The sequence below is a fragment of the Gloeocapsopsis crepidinum LEGE 06123 genome, from assembly GCF_015207655.1.
Lineage (GTDB): Bacteria > Cyanobacteriota > Cyanobacteriia > Cyanobacteriales > Chroococcidiopsidaceae > Gloeocapsopsis > Gloeocapsopsis crepidinum.
Window position 1 is genome coordinate 45,739 of record NZ_JADEWN010000028.1, and the last position, 15,934, is coordinate 61,672.

16 protein-coding genes and 2 pseudogenes are annotated in these 15,934 nt (G+C 40.9%); 8 read left to right on the plus strand and 10 right to left on the minus strand.

The annotated features are described in order from the left end of the window. Positions 1-157: 157 nt before the first annotated feature. Positions 158-271, minus strand: coding sequence for a cytochrome b6-f complex subunit PetM (gene petM / locus IQ230_RS12800; protein WP_099703667.1), 114 nt, complete (start codon positions 269-271; stop codon positions 158-160). 196 nt (positions 272-467) lie between these two features. Between petM and pdxA the strand changes: the two genes are divergently transcribed. Then, the gene (gene pdxA / locus IQ230_RS12805; protein ID WP_193932365.1) at positions 468-1,574 is read left to right on the plus strand and encodes a 4-hydroxythreonine-4-phosphate dehydrogenase PdxA; all 1,107 of its coding nucleotides are present in this window, start codon (positions 468-470) and stop codon (positions 1,572-1,574) included. Here the strand turns inward: pdxA and IQ230_RS12810 are convergent, their stop codons facing one another. From IQ230_RS12810 to IQ230_RS27900, 7 genes and pseudogenes are all read right to left on the minus strand, one after another. Further along, positions 1,575-1,832: a DUF1816 domain-containing protein gene (locus IQ230_RS12810; RefSeq protein ID WP_193932366.1), complete on the minus strand. Its 258-nt coding sequence runs from the start codon at positions 1,830-1,832 to the stop codon at positions 1,575-1,577. 595 nt (positions 1,833-2,427) lie between these two features. Next, entirely contained in the window at positions 2,428-3,114 is a 687-nt protein-coding gene (locus IQ230_RS12815) for a response regulator transcription factor (RefSeq protein WP_193932367.1), read from the minus strand. Positions 3,115-3,771: 657 nt separating this feature from the next. Continuing rightward, the gene (locus IQ230_RS12820; RefSeq protein ID WP_193932368.1) at positions 3,772-4,821 is read right to left on the minus strand and encodes an adenosine deaminase; all 1,050 of its coding nucleotides are present in this window, start codon (positions 4,819-4,821) and stop codon (positions 3,772-3,774) included. Between the two features lie 146 nt (positions 4,822-4,967). Next, positions 4,968-5,879 carry an ABC transporter substrate-binding protein gene (locus IQ230_RS12825; protein WP_193932369.1) on the minus strand — a complete coding sequence of 304 codons (912 nt, stop codon included), beginning with the start codon at positions 5,877-5,879 and terminating at the stop codon, positions 4,968-4,970. 61 nt (positions 5,880-5,940) lie between these two features. Continuing rightward, positions 5,941-7,326 (minus strand): annotated as a pseudogene (locus IQ230_RS26620) (TonB-dependent receptor); the annotation flags it as partial. A 24-nt stretch (positions 7,327-7,350) separates the two neighbouring features. Next, positions 7,351-7,551, minus strand: a complete 201-nt coding sequence (locus IQ230_RS27370; RefSeq protein ID WP_265576210.1) for a hypothetical protein — start codon at positions 7,549-7,551, stop codon at positions 7,351-7,353. 153 nt (positions 7,552-7,704) lie between these two features. After that, positions 7,705-7,926: pseudogene (locus tag IQ230_RS27900) on the minus strand (TonB-dependent receptor plug domain-containing protein); the annotation flags it as partial. Between IQ230_RS27900 and IQ230_RS27375 the strand changes: the two are divergent. The 5 genes from IQ230_RS27375 to IQ230_RS27905 all read left to right on the plus strand — a co-directional run bounded on the left by IQ230_RS27375 (position 7,820) and on the right by IQ230_RS27905 (position 12,892). Beyond that, a complete protein-coding gene (locus IQ230_RS27375) occupies positions 7,820-8,161 on the plus strand; it encodes a hypothetical protein (protein ID WP_265576211.1) in 342 nt (113 codons plus the stop codon). The pseudogene IQ230_RS27900 and the gene IQ230_RS27375 overlap by 107 nt on opposite strands. Positions 8,162-8,638: 477 nt before the next feature. Beyond that, the gene (locus IQ230_RS12835; protein WP_193932370.1) at positions 8,639-9,979 is read left to right on the plus strand and encodes an adenylosuccinate synthase; all 1,341 of its coding nucleotides are present in this window, start codon (positions 8,639-8,641) and stop codon (positions 9,977-9,979) included. A gap of 78 nt (positions 9,980-10,057) precedes the next feature. Then, complete coding sequence (locus IQ230_RS12840; RefSeq protein WP_193932371.1) at positions 10,058-10,729, plus strand: 50S ribosomal protein L25/general stress protein Ctc; 672 nt, start codon at positions 10,058-10,060, stop codon at positions 10,727-10,729. A gap of 217 nt (positions 10,730-10,946) precedes the next feature. Next, positions 10,947-12,482, plus strand: a complete 1,536-nt coding sequence (locus IQ230_RS12845; RefSeq protein WP_193932372.1) for a bifunctional aminoglycoside phosphotransferase/ATP-binding protein — start codon at positions 10,947-10,949, stop codon at positions 12,480-12,482. A gap of 83 nt (positions 12,483-12,565) precedes the next feature. Beyond that, entirely contained in the window at positions 12,566-12,892 is a 327-nt protein-coding gene (locus tag IQ230_RS27905) for a helix-turn-helix domain-containing protein (protein WP_407646649.1), read from the plus strand. Positions 12,893-12,998: 106 nt separating this feature from the next. Here IQ230_RS27905 and IQ230_RS12850 read toward each other — a convergent pair whose 3' ends face one another. After that, positions 12,999-13,823 (minus strand): DEAD/DEAH box helicase, encoded by an 825-nt coding sequence (locus IQ230_RS12850; protein WP_228054843.1) that lies wholly within the window; start codon positions 13,821-13,823, stop codon positions 12,999-13,001. Between the two features lie 167 nt (positions 13,824-13,990). Then, a complete protein-coding gene (locus IQ230_RS12855) occupies positions 13,991-14,758 on the minus strand; it encodes a class II glutamine amidotransferase (protein WP_193932373.1) in 768 nt (255 codons plus the stop codon). A gap of 245 nt (positions 14,759-15,003) precedes the next feature. On the opposite strand from IQ230_RS12855, the gene IQ230_RS12860 reads away from it, so the two are divergent. Both IQ230_RS12860 and IQ230_RS12865 read left to right on the plus strand, forming a co-directional pair. Next, entirely contained in the window at positions 15,004-15,579 is a 576-nt protein-coding gene (locus IQ230_RS12860; RefSeq protein WP_193932374.1) for a Uma2 family endonuclease, read from the plus strand. Between the two features lie 59 nt (positions 15,580-15,638). Further along, positions 15,639-15,833, plus strand: coding sequence for a hypothetical protein (locus IQ230_RS12865; RefSeq protein WP_228054845.1), 195 nt, complete (start codon positions 15,639-15,641; stop codon positions 15,831-15,833). Positions 15,834-15,934 lie beyond the last annotated feature (101 nt).

Below are 15,934 nucleotides of genomic sequence, written 5' to 3' on the forward strand. Positions count from 1 at the left end.
AATCTTAAACTTTTATTAATAAAATCCTATCAGAATTCATTATATTAACAAAACTTCACAGGAGATTGAGGATGTTTAAGCCAGGGAAGAACTAGTTACTAGTGGCTAGTAACTAGTTGTTAGCCACTCTTGACACTAGCCACTAGCCACTAACCACTCATAACTCGCTTTCTTCGCCCCCCTGAATTTTAAGCAAGAGAAAGCCCATAGCAATCCCGATGGGGATTAATGTGAGGCATAAAATAGCTGCTGTAAACATCTCGCCGCCCATGATGACAATCCTCCCTTTGCTAAATCAAGGTTCAGTAAACTAGTATAAGGATGCTGACGCTCAGCGATCGCTGAGTGCCTCTCTGAGAAAAATTCAGCCTAGTGTAAAGTATTTTAAACCAGTTCGGTAATATAACTCTGTTTATTCATTAACTAGTGGTTAAACATCCAGAAGCTTTTTTCCTAAAAATTTTTATATGACTTTGTTACAGCCAAATTCGCTTCGTATAGAAAAACAGCGTCCGCGTTTAGCTTTGACTTTGGGCGATCCAGCAGGTATAGGACCTGAGGTTATTTTAAAGGCTTTAGGACAAATAGAATTTGCTCAAAACTATGACGTCACAGTAGTCGGAAGTAAAAATCAACTGATGACAACCTACGAGAAGTTATCTCAGCACTGTAGTGAGAACTTTGCCAATCCAGAAGAGTTAAAAATTTTAGACATTGAGATTAAAGACACAATTACTACAGGTATTGGTGATGCAGCAAGCGGTGCAGCGAGTTTTGCGTATATGCAAGCCGCGATCGCCCGCACGAAAATGGGCGAATTTGATGCTATTGTTACAGGTCCTATTGCTAAGTCTGCCTGGAAAGCCGCAGGCTATAATTATCCTGGGCAAACTGAGTTACTCGCCAAGCTTGCTGGTGTTACTCGATATGGAATGTTATTTGTGGCGCGATCGCCTCAGACAAATTGGACACTACGAACATTACTAGCCACCACACACATTCCCTTACGTCAAGTTGCATATGCACTAACACCCGAACTCCTTGCAAGTAAATTAGACTTACTTGTGGAATGTTTACAGCAAGATTTTGGGTTAGAAAGACCAAGAATTGCGATCGCAGGATTAAATCCGCACAGTGGAGAATCAGGACAACTCGGACGCGAAGAACAAGACTGGCTGATTCCCTGGTTGGAGAAGGAAAGATGCGATCGTCCTCATGTTCAGTTAGATGGTCCTATTCCACCAGATACAATGTGGGTGAAACCAAGTCAAGCTTGGTACGGTACAATTGACTCGAAAAGAGCTGCAGACGGTTATTTAGCGCTATATCACGACCAAGGTTTAATTCCTGTCAAACAACTTGCCTTTGATCGTGCGGTAAACACCTCAATTGGTCTTCCTTTTGTGCGAACTTCACCAGATCATGGCACAGCGTTTGACATTGCTGGCAAAGGCATTGCGGATGCTACTAGCATGATAGCCGCAATACAACTCGCTGTTGAACTTGTGCGTAAAAGAATATCGTTAGGAAGTCTCAGAGTCTCTAACCCCCAATCCCTAACCTTGGATTCTTAATTAACACCGTCCACTAGTTGCTAAAACCTGTTCTTCAAAAATGGTTAAATTTGTTGGTTGACATCGCTTAACTTGAACGCGAATCTCTTGACAGCCTTCTTGTTCTATATCTTCAATATAGCCAGGTAAAAACCATTGTGCTTCTTGTTTACTGATAAAAGGACCGAAGTAATAAATTACATGGGGTTGAGTAGTTGTAACCTCTGCCCACCAATCTAGTTCAACCTGGTTGTTATGAGCGTCATCTGTTGATTTCATATATTCGCTCTCTAATGTTCGGGCGAGCATGCTCTAAAGTTTTAGTTTGACAATGCTGAGCGAGTAGCTTGCGATCGTGGAGTTAGGTATGTGAGTTTAATCTTTCGTCAATGTGAAAATCTTGAAAGAAGCAGTCTGGGTTAACCTCTAGAGGCATATAGTAGTTAACCCAGTTGCATCATAAAGAAGGGCAATGAGGAGATTTTAGCTTTGATGAACAGCCAATCACCTGACTTAAGTGTCCAAGTTACAGGCTGTGCGTGAAGAAAAGGTAGAAGAAATCGTGAAGAAATCGGGTAATTTTAAAAAAAGTTCCCTGATCTCAAAAAAAATCAATTTAGTATAAAAAAAGTTAACACTCTATAAGTTAGCTTTGTAGTCTTATGCTCTTATGAGTTTCGTTGAGCATGAATGTGAGTGCGAATGAATTCGCTGCTGCATAAACTAAATCCACTAATTCAAAGTTCTGAGTGTTGAGCTTAGAGAGTTATGAATTATGAATGTTGAGTGTTGAGTTAAAAAACTCTTTGCAATTCAAAACTTAAAACTTTGCTTGGGTAGCCTTGAAGAGAGTCGGAGGGCATCTCTCAAGCAGCTATTGATGTAGTGAAGGTTGTCTAAGACGATAGCCTACACCATGAACGGTTTCAATAAAATCGCTCGCAGCGCCTATAGATTTGAGTTTCTGGCGGAGAGTCTTGATATGAGCTTTGACAGTATCTTCTTCTGGAGGATCTTCTAAAGACCAAACATGTTCAATAATGGCACTGCGACTAATGACTCGTCTTCCGTTGCGTAATAGAACTTCTAGAAGACTATATTCTTTTGGTGTCAAGTACAAAGGTTTTTCTTCGTAAGTTACTTCATACGTACTGGGATCTAGCTGCAACCCATCCCACTCCAAAATTGGCGACGTCTGTGCACTTCCTCGTCGGAGTAAGGCGCGAATCCGCGCAAATAGTTCTTGTAAGTCTATTGGTTTAATAACATAATCATCAGCTCCCGCGTCTAGCCCCGTGACTTTATCTGCAATATTATTTAAGGCAGTTAACATCAGGACTGGTATCCCATAGCTTTGAGAACGTAGCCGCTTACATAGGTTAATACCATCAAGTTTGGGAAGCATCATATCCATGACAATAAGATCGTATGTAACAGTTTGGACTTGTTGCCAAGCGGCTTCCCCATCACTTACAGTATCTACTACATACCGCTGCTCAATCAGTGCTGTTGCTAAAATTTCGGCAAGGCTAATATCGTCTTCGACTATCAGAATCCTCATGGAGCAAGATCGTTGTTATTATCCATTGTTAACCAGCTTAAAAAGCAATTAATTTATTAAGTTACTACTGTCGAATAGTTTGCTGCAAGTCGCGTTTGCTTGAGCTGTAATTTGTATAGGCTATAACTAGCCGCAGGTTTTGTTATTAATATTGCAACATATTTAACTCAATCATATTAGGGGCAATTTTCAGATAAATGAGCTGAATTACTGAGAAAAACAATATAGAATCAATAAAATAATTTTTAAAAACCTGTTCTTCTCAAAAAGGATATAATCCAACTTGATTTTTGCAATTTTTTCATATTAGATATGAAGTATTAAATCAAACCACTTTGAGAAACTCAGGTTTTAACAGTCAATTAGAGAATCAAGCTGGACTTTATATGAAACATAAAGACACAGTTAATAATAAGTTATTACTTGTCACTAATCTGTATGTGTATGATAGTTTTTTTTAGTTGAGCCTACTTTCAGCGATCGCTTTAACTAATGACATGAGTTGAGAAAATACATTGAGTTTTATACAAAAGCACCTAGATGACTACTTAGTATCATAAATTAATTACTGTCTCTTTGACAAAGCTCCATTGAGATATCGCATCCTACTAAGTAATTGAGGATGCGATCGCTTCTAGCAGTATGCCATTATAGTTTCTAATTAACTACAGGTTCTGCTAGCACAGGTGGTTCAGGTTGAAGTAATCCATGTAACAATGAAGTTGGAGGTTGTTGACCATAAGGCCAAGCAAATGCGTGACGAAAAGCAGCATTTTGACAAGCCTTCAGCTGCTGAAAATCAATAATGTCTTGCGTCAGTAAATTTTCGTACTCAAAAGGTAGGCGGACATTATGTAACCCAGCATTATCAGTACAAATAGCGATATCTACTCCCGCATCAAAACATCTATCAAACACAATCTTAAGCTGTCGCAGGTCTTCTAAGGTTCCAGTTTTGAGATAAGTTGTTGGGCAGACTTCCAAACACTGATTGCGTTGTGCTAACTCACGAAGTAATTCGGGATGGCGTAGGGGAATTTGGATGCCGTGTCCAATACGCATTAAGTATGGCAGTAACTCAGGGTAACAACCATCAGTCGTTTCGTAAAGATGTCCAGTTGTGTTTAGATTAAGCGATCGCGCATAGTCGTACAATTCGATAAACTCATCAAGCCGTTCTTTGTAGTGACCATCACCACCAGCGACATCAATCGCACAAACATAATCTCTACTTTGAGCCGCTAAATCAACAATAGCCTTGTTTACCTCATAAGGAAGTCGCGAGTGCATACACAAAATTTGACTTGTAACAATCGGATACTCAGACACTCGACTTGCTTTACCAACAACTGCAACAATCTCTGTCATCTGGTCAATACGTTCTGATTGGCTCAAATGGTCGGGCGTGCGTAAATAAGGCGTGTAGCGTAATTCTAGGTACGCAAGGTTCTCAAAAATATAAGCGCCACGCATCAAGCGATAAATAAAATATGGCAAAGTATCTGCGCTTTGAACGCTTTCTACCAGCGTGTGGAGTTCTAGGTACTCATCAAGCGTGTTCCGTGGTTTTGTATAAAACTCCTCAAACTCTTTATACTCAGGAAATTTTTGCCCCAAGTTGGATGAATGGCGTTGAAAGTATCTCCACAATACGCGCGGTACTACCGAACCACCCAAATGCCGATGCAATTCTGCATATAATGCCATAACTCACCTTTTATTAAGATTAACAATACAAGTTATTAATTAATCTTAACAATAAACCTTTACTCGGCAATTGTAAGAACGGTTAGAGGTGAGGTTTGAAGTTGACGAAGTAGATTTTCTTTGCCAATCCTTATCTACACCGTTATTTATCCATTTAAGAATTGTTGCAAAGCTGCGACTGCTTTTTGTGCTAATATCTGCGCAGACAAAGGACCACCAAAAATCCAAGTATCTTCCCCTAACGCATGAAGTCGCTGTTCGCGCACAAATTCTAAACTCTGCCAAACAGGGTTACGTTGTAAACTTTGTACTGATGCTTGTGTTTCTGCAATATAGAAAAAGTGAGCGTGTTCAATAGTAAGTAAAGCCTCTAATCCTACAGTATTAAAACCAAAGCGTTCTAACTCACCTTGCCAAATATTTCTCAATCCAATTTGTGTCAAGATTTGTACTGCCATAGAATTATTATTAAATAAACGAAACTCAGGCACAAATTGACACAAGACAAAAGGACTATCTGTTAGTTTAATCGCATCGAGTTTTTCTGCATTTGTTGCAAAAGAAGTTTGCATACTTTGCAGTACTGATTCACCTACCGAGGTTTTATGACACACGCGGGCAATTTCTAAAAAAATTTGCTGCATCCGTGTAAGTTGATTTCCTGCGTTGAGTTCTGGGTAAGGATCAAAAAGAAGTGTTTTGGCGATAGCAGATAGAGTTTGATCAATGGCTTCGTGCCGCTGCTTCACACCTATAATTAAGTCTGGTTTAATTTTAGCGATCGCCTCTAGATTAGGTTCTTGGCGTGTTCCTACTTCAATAACTGAATCTACTAATTTTGGTGCAATATTTACATATTTGTTGTAGCCTGCAATATCAGCTACTCCTATAGGTTGAATTCCCAAAGCTAGCAAATTTTCGACATAAACCCATTCCAATGCAACAACTTTTGGATTGGGAGGTATCACAGAAGTGCTTAATAGCTTTTGTTGGCTACAAGCAACAGAAACTGCTGATGTAATTGAAAGATTCAAAAAAATTCTTCTTGTAATTGGCATTGCTGAGTAACACCATTTTGCACTTTGGTTTCAATACGATTTGCTGAGTTTGCACATTTAATTACCAATCAACAGCATATTTAATACTCAAAGTAGTTCCTCTAGCAGCTGCATAACTCGAATTAATTCCTTGCACTTGCGACACAACTGGAAAATACTGCGCATTAAATAAGTTTTCTACACCAATATCAAGCGTTCCTGTGCCAATTTGAATGCTACTGATGTAGTCTACAGTTAAGTAATTTTCTACTTCATTAAAACCAAAGCCATCGCCAGCAGGATTGCGACTTCCAGAAAAAAGCAACTGCAGTCGATTACTCCAACTCGGAGTTGTCTGGTTTTGCACGTAGGCGGATAATTTCAGTGGTGGAATACGAAAGCCATCAAGATCTGTATATTCGCCGCTATCTGCTAAATCAATTTCACCTTCTACCCAACTGAGTGTTCCGCCCAAAAGCCAGTTAGTGCTAAGTTGAGTATCTACTGCTGCCTCAATGCCATATACTTGTTCGGGGGCGCGAATGACATTTAAATCGCCATCAAAGGTCGTACCAAGATCAGATTGATTGTAGAATGCTGAAAGTGAAGCTTGCACATCTTCCCATTGACCGCGAATTCCAATTTCGTAGTTGTTGACTCTTTGCGGTTCTGGGCTGAGTTGTTCGACACTAAACCCTACTGGCGCATTGCGTAGTACTCGTCCAATATCCGCTAGCGAAAAACCTTGTGAGAAGTTGGTAAATAAACTGATTTCTTGAGTAGCAAAAAAGACAACTCCAAGGTTAAATAGAGTTGCATTAAAATCAAGGTTCCCGCCAGCAATATTGTTTCCGGCTAAAGTTGTAAAGTCATCGACATCGACTCCGGCGCGTTCATGACGAATTCCACCGTTGACTAACAACCGAGAGCCTTCGGCATAGCTTCGCTTACCGCTGATATCCCAATTTAACTGTGCAAATAGACCTAAACTACTGAGTTGAAGTGGTGGAGTCCACAAGCGATCGCCAACCTTAGCAAAGACTAACCCACCACTTGTATCAAATGTAGCCCCGTCATAAATTGAAACAGGTTGTGCAGTGTCTTCATGAAAGTAGTCTAATCCCCACAATAAGCGGGCTGCACCTTCATTAAACAGAGGACTTTCTACTTGTAAACGTCCGCCCAATTTTTCGGATTCTACTCGCGATTGAATAATTTCGTTGCCAAAGCTAGCAAAATCTCGTGCATCAAAAGGGAAAAACCGCGTTAGGTAGTTGCGGTAATAAAGTTGTCCGCGTAGTTGAGTGCCAAGAAAGTTATCGTTGCGGTAATCTAAGTTGATTAAAGTATTTTCTGTAGCTTGGTTTTCATCAAGGACTAATCCGCCTAAAGCACGGGCTTTTTCTCTTTCAGGAAGTGTATTAACAGTCGGATCGCTGGTGAAATTGGTATCTTGTCTATCGTTGAAATGATTGAATGAAAGTTGTAGGCGTTATTCGCCAAAGTTTGTCCCAACTTTACCTAAAATATTAATTGTTTCAGTATCCGCGATTCCGCCCTGTGCATTAGGATCTGGTGGAATGCGATCGCCTTGTGCATCAAAAAATCCGCCATTTCCCCCAAAAGCCGCAGAAACGAGATAATCAAAATCACCTTCGGTTCCTGAAATCGAGTGTTGAATGTTATACCCCACACTGTCTTCAAATCGAGTTAAAGAGTTACTGATTCCCAATTCTGAAGTGGAAACGAGTCTTTGTTCTGTAGCAGTTCTGGTAATAATATTAATAACACCACCTGAAGCTCCATCACCGTAAATTGCTGTAGGTCCGCGTAAAACTTCAATGCGCTCAATTGCTGATGGATCAATAGTTCTAAAGTCACGCTGTACGTTGCGACTTGTCGATTGAGGTATTCCATCAATTAAAACTAAAACATTACGTCCGCGTAAGGATTGTCCGAACTTGCTTGCACTTTGGGTTGGTGGCGCTAACCCTGGAACCAGCTTTCCTAAAATTTCTCCTAAATCGCGTGTAACGCGACGCTGTTGTTCAAGTTGTTCGCGGTTAATTACCGTTACCGATCGCGGTACGTCTGTGACATTTTCTTCTGTGCGCGTTGCTGTTACTGTAATCTCAATTGCTGGTTCTTCTGTGGGAAGTTCTGGTGTTATTGCTTGCGCAGTAGGATCAGGCGTTACGCTGACAACTAATCCTCGCTCAATTGCATCTACTTGTGCTGTGGGAAGTGCTGTTTCTCCTACAATACTGATGCGTACGCTGTTGGGTTCTAAAGAAATGATCTAAATATTTGCTATTAAGTGCAAAAGCCTTGCAGGAGATAAAGAAGCTTGTTGCAGTTTAAAACGTCATCCTAGACACCTTTTTAAAATTGGTATCAAAGACTCTTTGAGATTTTATAGACCTCTTGCGCGAATAGCGAAAAGCCCCCTCTCATCCTCCTATTCTGGGGAGGATATTAGGAAAAAGGTTTATTCACAGGAGTTAGGTAGGCAGCATTTAATTTATGCAAGAGGTTGAGTAAAATTAAAGTGACAAAAAGCGCTTTTGGGCATAATTGCAAATTAGGCTCAAAAGCTTCTAAGAATTAGAAGACTAAGGTATAAAGAGAATAGGTGTCAATAGGTCTAGCACTAAAAATCTTCTAACTCGTCAGAAACGTTAAAATAATTGTGACTTTGTAGCGATACATAGTTGACACAACGCTATTAATATGCTAATAATTAAAGTTTGTGTGAAAACCTTAGCTGATTCAATAAACTCTTGGCTAACGTCATAGTAATCGGCGCTCAGTGGGGCGACGAAGGAAAAGGAAAAATCACGGATCTGCTCAGCAAGTCAGCTGACGTCGTTGTACGCTACCAAGGGGGTGTCAATGCTGGACACACACTTGTAGTTCAGGGTCAAACATTCAAGTTGCATCTCATCCCTTCGGGAATTCTATATCCTGATACTGAATGCATCATTGGCTGTGGAACTGTTATTGACCCACAGGTGTTGATTAGAGAACTCGACCAGCTAGAAAAGCTCAAGATCTCCACCCAAAATCTGCTAATTTCGGAAACAGCCCATGTGACAATGCCGTATCATCGGTTAATCGATCAGGCATCAGAGGAACGCAGAGGCGATCACAGAATCGGTACAACTGGGCGGGGAATTGGTCCAACGTATGCAGATAAATCTGAGCGCACAGGAATTCGCGTTATTGATTTGATGAATCCTGTAGGCTTGCGAAAACAATTGCATTGGGCAATTAACTACAAAAACGCAATTTTAGAAAAGCTTTACAACTTACCGCCTTTAGATGCAGAGGAAGTTATCGCTCAGTATCTAGAATATGCAGAGCGTTTACGTCCTCATGTGGTAGATACATCGCTCAAAATCTACGATGCGATTCAGCGACGTCGCAATATCTTATTTGAAGGCGCACAAGGTACATTGCTGGATCTCGATCATGGTACTTATCCTTACGTCACTTCCTCAAATCCTGTAGCTGGGGGCGCTTGCGTTGGAACTGGTGTGGGACCAACAATGATAGATCGCGTGATTGGGGTAGCAAAAGCTTATACAACACGCGTTGGTGAAGGACCATTTCCCACAGAACTTGATGGGGAAATTGGTGAGTTGTTGTGCGATCGCGGTGCAGAATTTGGTACTACCACAGGGCGGCGTCGTCGTTGTGGTTGGTTTGATGCTGTTATCGGACGCTATGCAGTTCGCGTCAACGGTATGGATTGCCTAGCAATTACAAAGTTAGATGTGCTTGATGAGTTAGAAGAAATCAAAGTTTGTGTTGCCTACGAAGTTGATGGGGAAAAGTGTAATGATTTCCCTCACAATGCCCGTCGTTTTGCGCGGTGTCGTCCGATCTACAAAACAATGCCAGGCTGGAAACAGTCAACCGTAGATTGTCGCTCTTTAGAAGACTTACCACAACAAGCACTAGATTACTTGAAATTCTTAGCCGAGTTGATGGAAGTTCCGATTGCGATCGTTTCCCTAGGGGCTAGCCGCGAACAAACTATCATTGTGGAAGACCCAATTCACGGTCCTAAACGTGCTTTACTTCACGCTAATGGCACTCCTGTCGTTACTGAAGTGTAAGAGATTCAAGCCTGAAAAGATAGAAGAAAGCTTTTAAGATTCAAAATTTACCGTTTATCGCTTGTCACTTTTAACAGTATGGAAATCACAGTCGAAGGAAAAAAAAGAGCAGAAGGTACTAAGCCAAACGCTCTACGCCGTTCAGGATTAATTCCTGCCAATTTATATGGTCACAATGGTACAGAGTCAGTTCATCTTACTTTAGAAGCTAAAACAGTAGAAACTCTGTTAAAAAAAGCTTCAGTCAATAACACATTGATTCAGTTAAATATTACCGATCTTCCCTGGCGTGGAAAAGCGCTACTGCGAGAAGTTCAATTGCATCCTACCAAAAGGTTCCCATATCACCTCAGTTTCTTCTCAGTTGCTGCTCAAGATACTGTAGAAGTAGAAGTTCCACTACACTTTGTAGGTGAAGCCCCAGGTGTGAAGATGGAAGGTGGTGCGTTAGATACAGTCTTGACTCATATTCAAGTACGTTGCGCTCCCGATCGCATTCCTGAAACAATTGAAATTGACGTTTCCAAGATGAATATGGGAGATGTATTATATCTTCAAGAGTTAGTTTTACCCGAAGGCGTTTCTTTGATAAGTGAAACAAATGATGCTGTTGTTTCTGTGCTAGCACCACAAATTACACCGGAAATTATTGAAGCTCAAGAAGCCGCAGCTGATGAAGAAATTGTGACGGCACAAGAATCTGAAGCAGAACAAAAAGAACCACAAACCGATGTTGAAACGGGTGGTTAATTCTTACTAAAATTACAGTTTGCTATTGTATGAGACCAGAGTCAGATTCTGGTCTTTTATTTATAATTAGCCAGGTAACTTTGGTCGCAGCTTGACAAACAAAGTCTGCCTTTGTGGACTAATACAAAAATAAGAATTTTATAAACCTCTGCTTCACCTATCTATCTGCAGTTTCATCTGCTAAGCTCAAACCAAAAATTAAAATCTAAAATTCAAGATGGCATCAAATACTTTGCTTCCTACTTTAATTCAACAAATGATGCAACCGGAGTTTTATCCACATCCGGTAAAAGAGCCAATTGAACTGATTCAAACTCATGTTTCGTATGTGCTGCTTGCAGGTGATTATGCATATAAACTCAAAAAACCCGTAAATTTTGGTTTTTTGGACTACTCAACCTTAGAACTGCGACAGCATTTTTGTGAGGAAGAGTTGCGGCTGAATCAAAGAGGTGCAGGAGAAATTTATCTAGAGGTTTTGCCGATTACTCAAGAGGAACAGTATCACCTTGCTGGTACAGGAGAACCTGTAGAGTACGTGCTAAAAATGCTGCAGTTTCCCCAAGAAGCATTGTTTCTCTCAATGTTTGAACGGGGAGAACTAGATGAAGCATATATGGAAGAATTGGGGCGTATTGTCGCTCGGTACCACGCGCAAGCGGCGACGAATGATTATATTCGTAAGTTCGGCGAAGTTGAGCAAGTACGCCAATCAATTGATGAAAATTATGACCAAACAATGAAGTATATTGGTGGTCCACAAACACAATCACAGTTTGAGGAAACAAAAAAATATACAGATAACTTTTTTGCCCAGCGTCAGCAACTATTTACTAGCAGAATTGAAAACGACTGGATTCGTGAGTGTCATGGCGATTTGCACTTACGCAATATTTGTTTATGGCATGACAAGATTTTACTCTTTGACTGCATTGAGTTTAATGAGCCGTTTCGCTTTGTTGATGTAATGTTTGACATTGCCTATGCAGTTATGGAACTAGAGATGTTGCAGCGTTCAGATTTAGGTAATGCATATTTAAATACCTATATTGAACAAACAGGGGATTGGGAAGGTTTGCAGGTATTACCGTTGTATCTCAGCCGTCAATCATATGTTCGTGCTAAGGTTAATTCTTTCTTACTTGACGATCCTGGTGTACCAGAAGCAGTTAAACAAGAAGCTGCAAAAACTGCTGCGGCTTACTACAAATTAGCGTGGGAATATACAAAGCCACGTCAAGGGAAACTGCTATTAATGTCGGGGTTATCGGGTTCGGGGAAAAGTACTGTAGCACGACAATTAGCGCGAAAAATCGGAGCGATTCATGTTCGTTCTGATGCAGTACGCAAGCATTTAGCAGGAATTCCTCTGTTAGAACGAGGTGGAGATGAAATTTATACAGCCGAGATGACGCAGAAAACCTACGCGCGGTTGTTAGATTTGAGTTTAATGTTAGCGAGTCAAGGTTACACAGTAATTTTAGATGCAAAGTACGATCGCACTTCACTACGACATGAGGCGATCGCGGCTGCACAATCTCAGCAATTACCTTTAGAGATTATCCACTGTACAGCTCCTATGGAAGTGTTACGCGATCGCTTGTCTTCACGCACGGGTGACATTGCAGATGCAACCGTAGAGTTACTAGAAGCGCAGCAAGCAGCATTTGAGCCTTTCACTACCGAGGAACAGGGTTTAGTGCAAGAGGTGAATACAACTCAAGAGTTAGAATCACAATTAATGCTAGAGTAAAGTTTCAAGTTAGTCCCTTCAAATAAAGGGATTTCTACCAAAGACGGGGGTGAAGTTGCTGAGGCTCCTATTCCTGTTTCAATATCGAAGCTAAGCACAAAACTAATGAATCAATTGGACAACTAGCTGAACGATTTGGGGTAAGTTACAGTTTTATCAGCCGGCTGTTAAAGCGCTATGAAGCAACAGTAAGCGTAGAACCGAATCCTCATGGAGGAGGAAAACCTCCCTTACTCAACGCTCAACAAATAGAAATACTAGAGCAATTAGTCCAAGAAGATAACGATGCTACTTTACAGGAGTTAAGCGTTAGATTAACCAAAACAATAGGTGTAAAAGCTAGCCTTGCTACAATCTGCCGTGTTTTACAAAGACTAGAGTTAACCAGAAAAAAAGACTCTACACGCTGATGAAGCACAATCTGAACGAGTGCAAAACTTGAGAAGCCAATATTGGACAACGATTGGAGAAGTTCGGCTCAAAGATTTAGTTTTTGTTGACGAAACTGGAGTTAATCTAGCTATGACTCGCCGTTACGGGCGAGCTAAAAAAGGTAAGCTCGCTTACAGTAAATCTCCTTATAATCAGTGATAAGCTTTCTGGCAAGTGCTTTGCTTCCACTAAAGCCGCAACATCTGCAACACCTTTAACAACGGCTCTCAAAACAGGTTTCGGGCGAGTCACTTTCGCAGCTAATTGCGCATAAGCCAAGTCTTTGGTGTCTAGCTCAAATCGCTCTACGTCTAACCCTTCTAATGGTCTGTCGTCTAAGGTTGCGGACATTAAGCACAATTGAGTTTGCCCAAAAGTCCCTAATTCTTGCCAGTGTTTATAAAGCTGAACCAAAGTTCCATATGCAACACCCGTCAGTTGAATTTCATCTAAGATCCAACGACAATCGTTAGTCAGGGCTGCACAGTGCAGAGGGCGTTGTCCCCACGATACGCCAAATCCACGATTTAAAGCACGAGACAATAACTGATCTTGCGTGCCAATAAGAATTGCAGGCTGAGTTAAGTCTTGTTCAAAGCCGTGTTCGATGAAGCCACCTTTTAGGCAATATACCTTAATAGGTAAAAGTAGCGCAGCTACAACTCGACGCGTGTTTTCATAAACCTGTTCTACTAGCGATCGCGTGGGCAATGCATAAACTAATCGGGCTGTTGTGGGAATACTCATTTTATGGAAGTAAAGCCAAGGAATAACTGCCTCAAATTCTTTACCCGCCCCTGTAGGCGCAGCAACTACAGCGATTGATTTACCGCTCCAAATCGAAAAACGCTCTTGCCAAGGATACGAGTAGCATCCTGTGCACTGCTTGAAAAATTCGCGATAACTCATGTCTCTTCACAAGGCTTTTGTAAGGTCGTAACTAGAGTCTTTGTTATAGTGCCCGTGGTGAGATAAAATATTTCAAGCTCAGAAAGTAAAATCTAGTCCTACACCGATGATTCAGTAATAGGAAATTGTTATTTTCGAGAGCAAAGTCAACGAATGAGTAAAAATTGTTAAACTCTATTAGGCAAGCCATCCTGAAAGACGAGTAGTTCTCCTGGATGAATTTGCGTCCAAACTTCATTATCAGTCAGGGGAGTTGTAGCGATGACTGCAACGCGATCGCTTGGTGTCGTCAATTTCTGAAAATCGACAGTGATATCTTCATCGATTAAATGTGCAGCTGCAAAAGGTGCTTGACGGACAATGTAGCATAGCTTAGTTGAGCAGTATGTAAAAAAGTGTTCGCCGTCCGAAAGTAGATAGTTAAAGATACCTTTTGCGGCGATGATTGCAGTTATTTCTTGGAGCACAGGATATAGTTGTGCTAGCAAAGGTTTACCTGTGGGAAAGCTTTGTCGTAAAGTTTCGAGGATTAAGCAGAATGCCCTTTCACTATCAGTTTGACCAACTGGCTGATAAAAAGCTGTGTGTGCGTGAAAATCCAAAAGATTGCCATTGTGAGCAAATACCCAATATCTTCCCCAAAGTTCGCGTTGAAAAGGATGACAATTAACTAAAGCAATTCCACCTTGAGTCGCTTTGCGGATATGTGCAATGACGTGAGTTGAGTGAATCGGATAGCGTCGTACTAAATCTGCAACTGGAGAAGCGGTCGCTGGTTTAGCATCTAAAAAAATCCGACATCCCAAACCCTCAAAAAACGCAATACCCCAACCATCTTGATGTTCGTCGGTTCTTCCACCCCTCGCTGAAAAGCCCTCAAACGAGAAACAAATATCTGTTGGAACATTGCAATTCATTCCCAGCAGTTGACACATGAGAGCTTGTTTATGTTGCAATTCAGTGCAATTTTATCCAAAAGTGTAACATCCTTGATATTACATAAAGGAGCGTGTATCAGTTATGTAGTATTGATACAAACTTCCATACTCCATTAGGCTCAATCTCAATAGCTCCTCACAATAATGCACCAACATGAGATTAGAGTATTCACATGATTCAAAAATACATCAGAAAAGTGCGATCGCTTTTTTACGGCATTCATCTTGGGATTTGATGTGATATGAGCGTAACTTTACAACTTCCTTTGGTTCTCAGACTCACTGACGAACAGTTTGAACAACTCGCCGCAGCTAATCGCGAGTTGCAATTAGAATTAACGACCAAGGGAGAACTGATTATTATGCCACCTACGGGAGGAGAAACAGGCGATCGCAACTTTGAGTTAGCTGGACAATTTTGGTTGTGGAATCGCCAAAATCGCTTAGGAAAAGCTTTTGACTCCTCGACAGGCTTTCGCTTACCGAATGGCGCGACTCGTTCTCCTGATGTTTCTTGGGTAAAAATGGAGCGATGGAATAGTTTGACTCAAGCACAAAGAAAGAAGTTTCTACCTTTATGTCCAGATTTTGTGATTGAACTGCTTTCAGAAACCGATGAGCTAGCAGACACTCAAGTCAAAATGCGAGAATATCTAGATAACGGTTTGCAGCTAGGTTGGTTAATTAATCCTAGTACTCAACAAGTAGAAATTTATCGTGCTGGGCAAGAAGTTGAAGTTTTAGCTTCGCCTCCAACTTTATCCGGTGAAGGTGTTCTTCCTGGGTTTGTTTTAGATTTACAGCCAATTTTTGCTTAGCTACTTACAGGTTGAGAGTTTATTGTTGTTACTGAACCTAACGCAATCAGCTAATAAGGATGTTTTTATATTTATCAAAGTTATTACCTTTATTTTTCTATCCGCTAGGATTGGCGTGTGTTCTCATTGTATTTGCATTAGTAACGTTGTGGAAAAAACCACGTCAAGCATCAACTGCATTAACAATCGCCCTTGTTGTTTTGTTATTGGCGAGTAATGGCTGGGTTTCTCATATCTTGCACCTGGAAATTTGAATGTCAATTCCTTGACTAAATGCCAAATCTCTCAGGCGTTCAATGTCTAGTAAAAGAAGTAACAGCACCAATTGTGGAAATATAGTTTGGAGTGCGATTTG

Coding starts and splice junctions, on each gene's coding strand:
- IQ230_RS12810 (WP_193932366.1), bottom strand. CDS start 1,832: ATGAAATCAACAGATGACGCTCATAACAACCAGGTTGAACTAGATTGG.
- IQ230_RS12850 (WP_228054843.1), bottom strand. CDS start 13,823: ATGAGTTATCGCGAATTTTTCAAGCAGTGCACAGGATGCTACTCGTAT.
- IQ230_RS12860 (WP_193932374.1), top strand. CDS start 15,004: ATGAGCGTAACTTTACAACTTCCTTTGGTTCTCAGACTCACTGACGAA.
- pdxA (WP_193932365.1), top strand. CDS start 468: ATGACTTTGTTACAGCCAAATTCGCTTCGTATAGAAAAACAGCGTCCG.
- petM (WP_099703667.1), bottom strand. CDS start 271: ATGGGCGGCGAGATGTTTACAGCAGCTATTTTATGCCTCACATTAATC.
- IQ230_RS12865 (WP_228054845.1), top strand. CDS start 15,639: ATGTTTTTATATTTATCAAAGTTATTACCTTTATTTTTCTATCCGCTA.
- IQ230_RS12815 (WP_193932367.1), bottom strand. CDS start 3,114: ATGAGGATTCTGATAGTCGAAGACGATATTAGCCTTGCCGAAATTTTA.
- IQ230_RS12845 (WP_193932372.1), top strand. CDS start 10,947: ATGGCATCAAATACTTTGCTTCCTACTTTAATTCAACAAATGATGCAA.
- IQ230_RS12820 (WP_193932368.1), bottom strand. CDS start 4,821: ATGGCATTATATGCAGAATTGCATCGGCATTTGGGTGGTTCGGTAGTA.
- IQ230_RS12825 (WP_193932369.1), bottom strand. CDS start 5,879: ATGCCAATTACAAGAAGAATTTTTTTGAATCTTTCAATTACATCAGCA.
- IQ230_RS12840 (WP_193932371.1), top strand. CDS start 10,058: ATGGAAATCACAGTCGAAGGAAAAAAAAGAGCAGAAGGTACTAAGCCA.
- IQ230_RS12855 (WP_193932373.1), bottom strand. CDS start 14,758: ATGTGTCAACTGCTGGGAATGAATTGCAATGTTCCAACAGATATTTGT.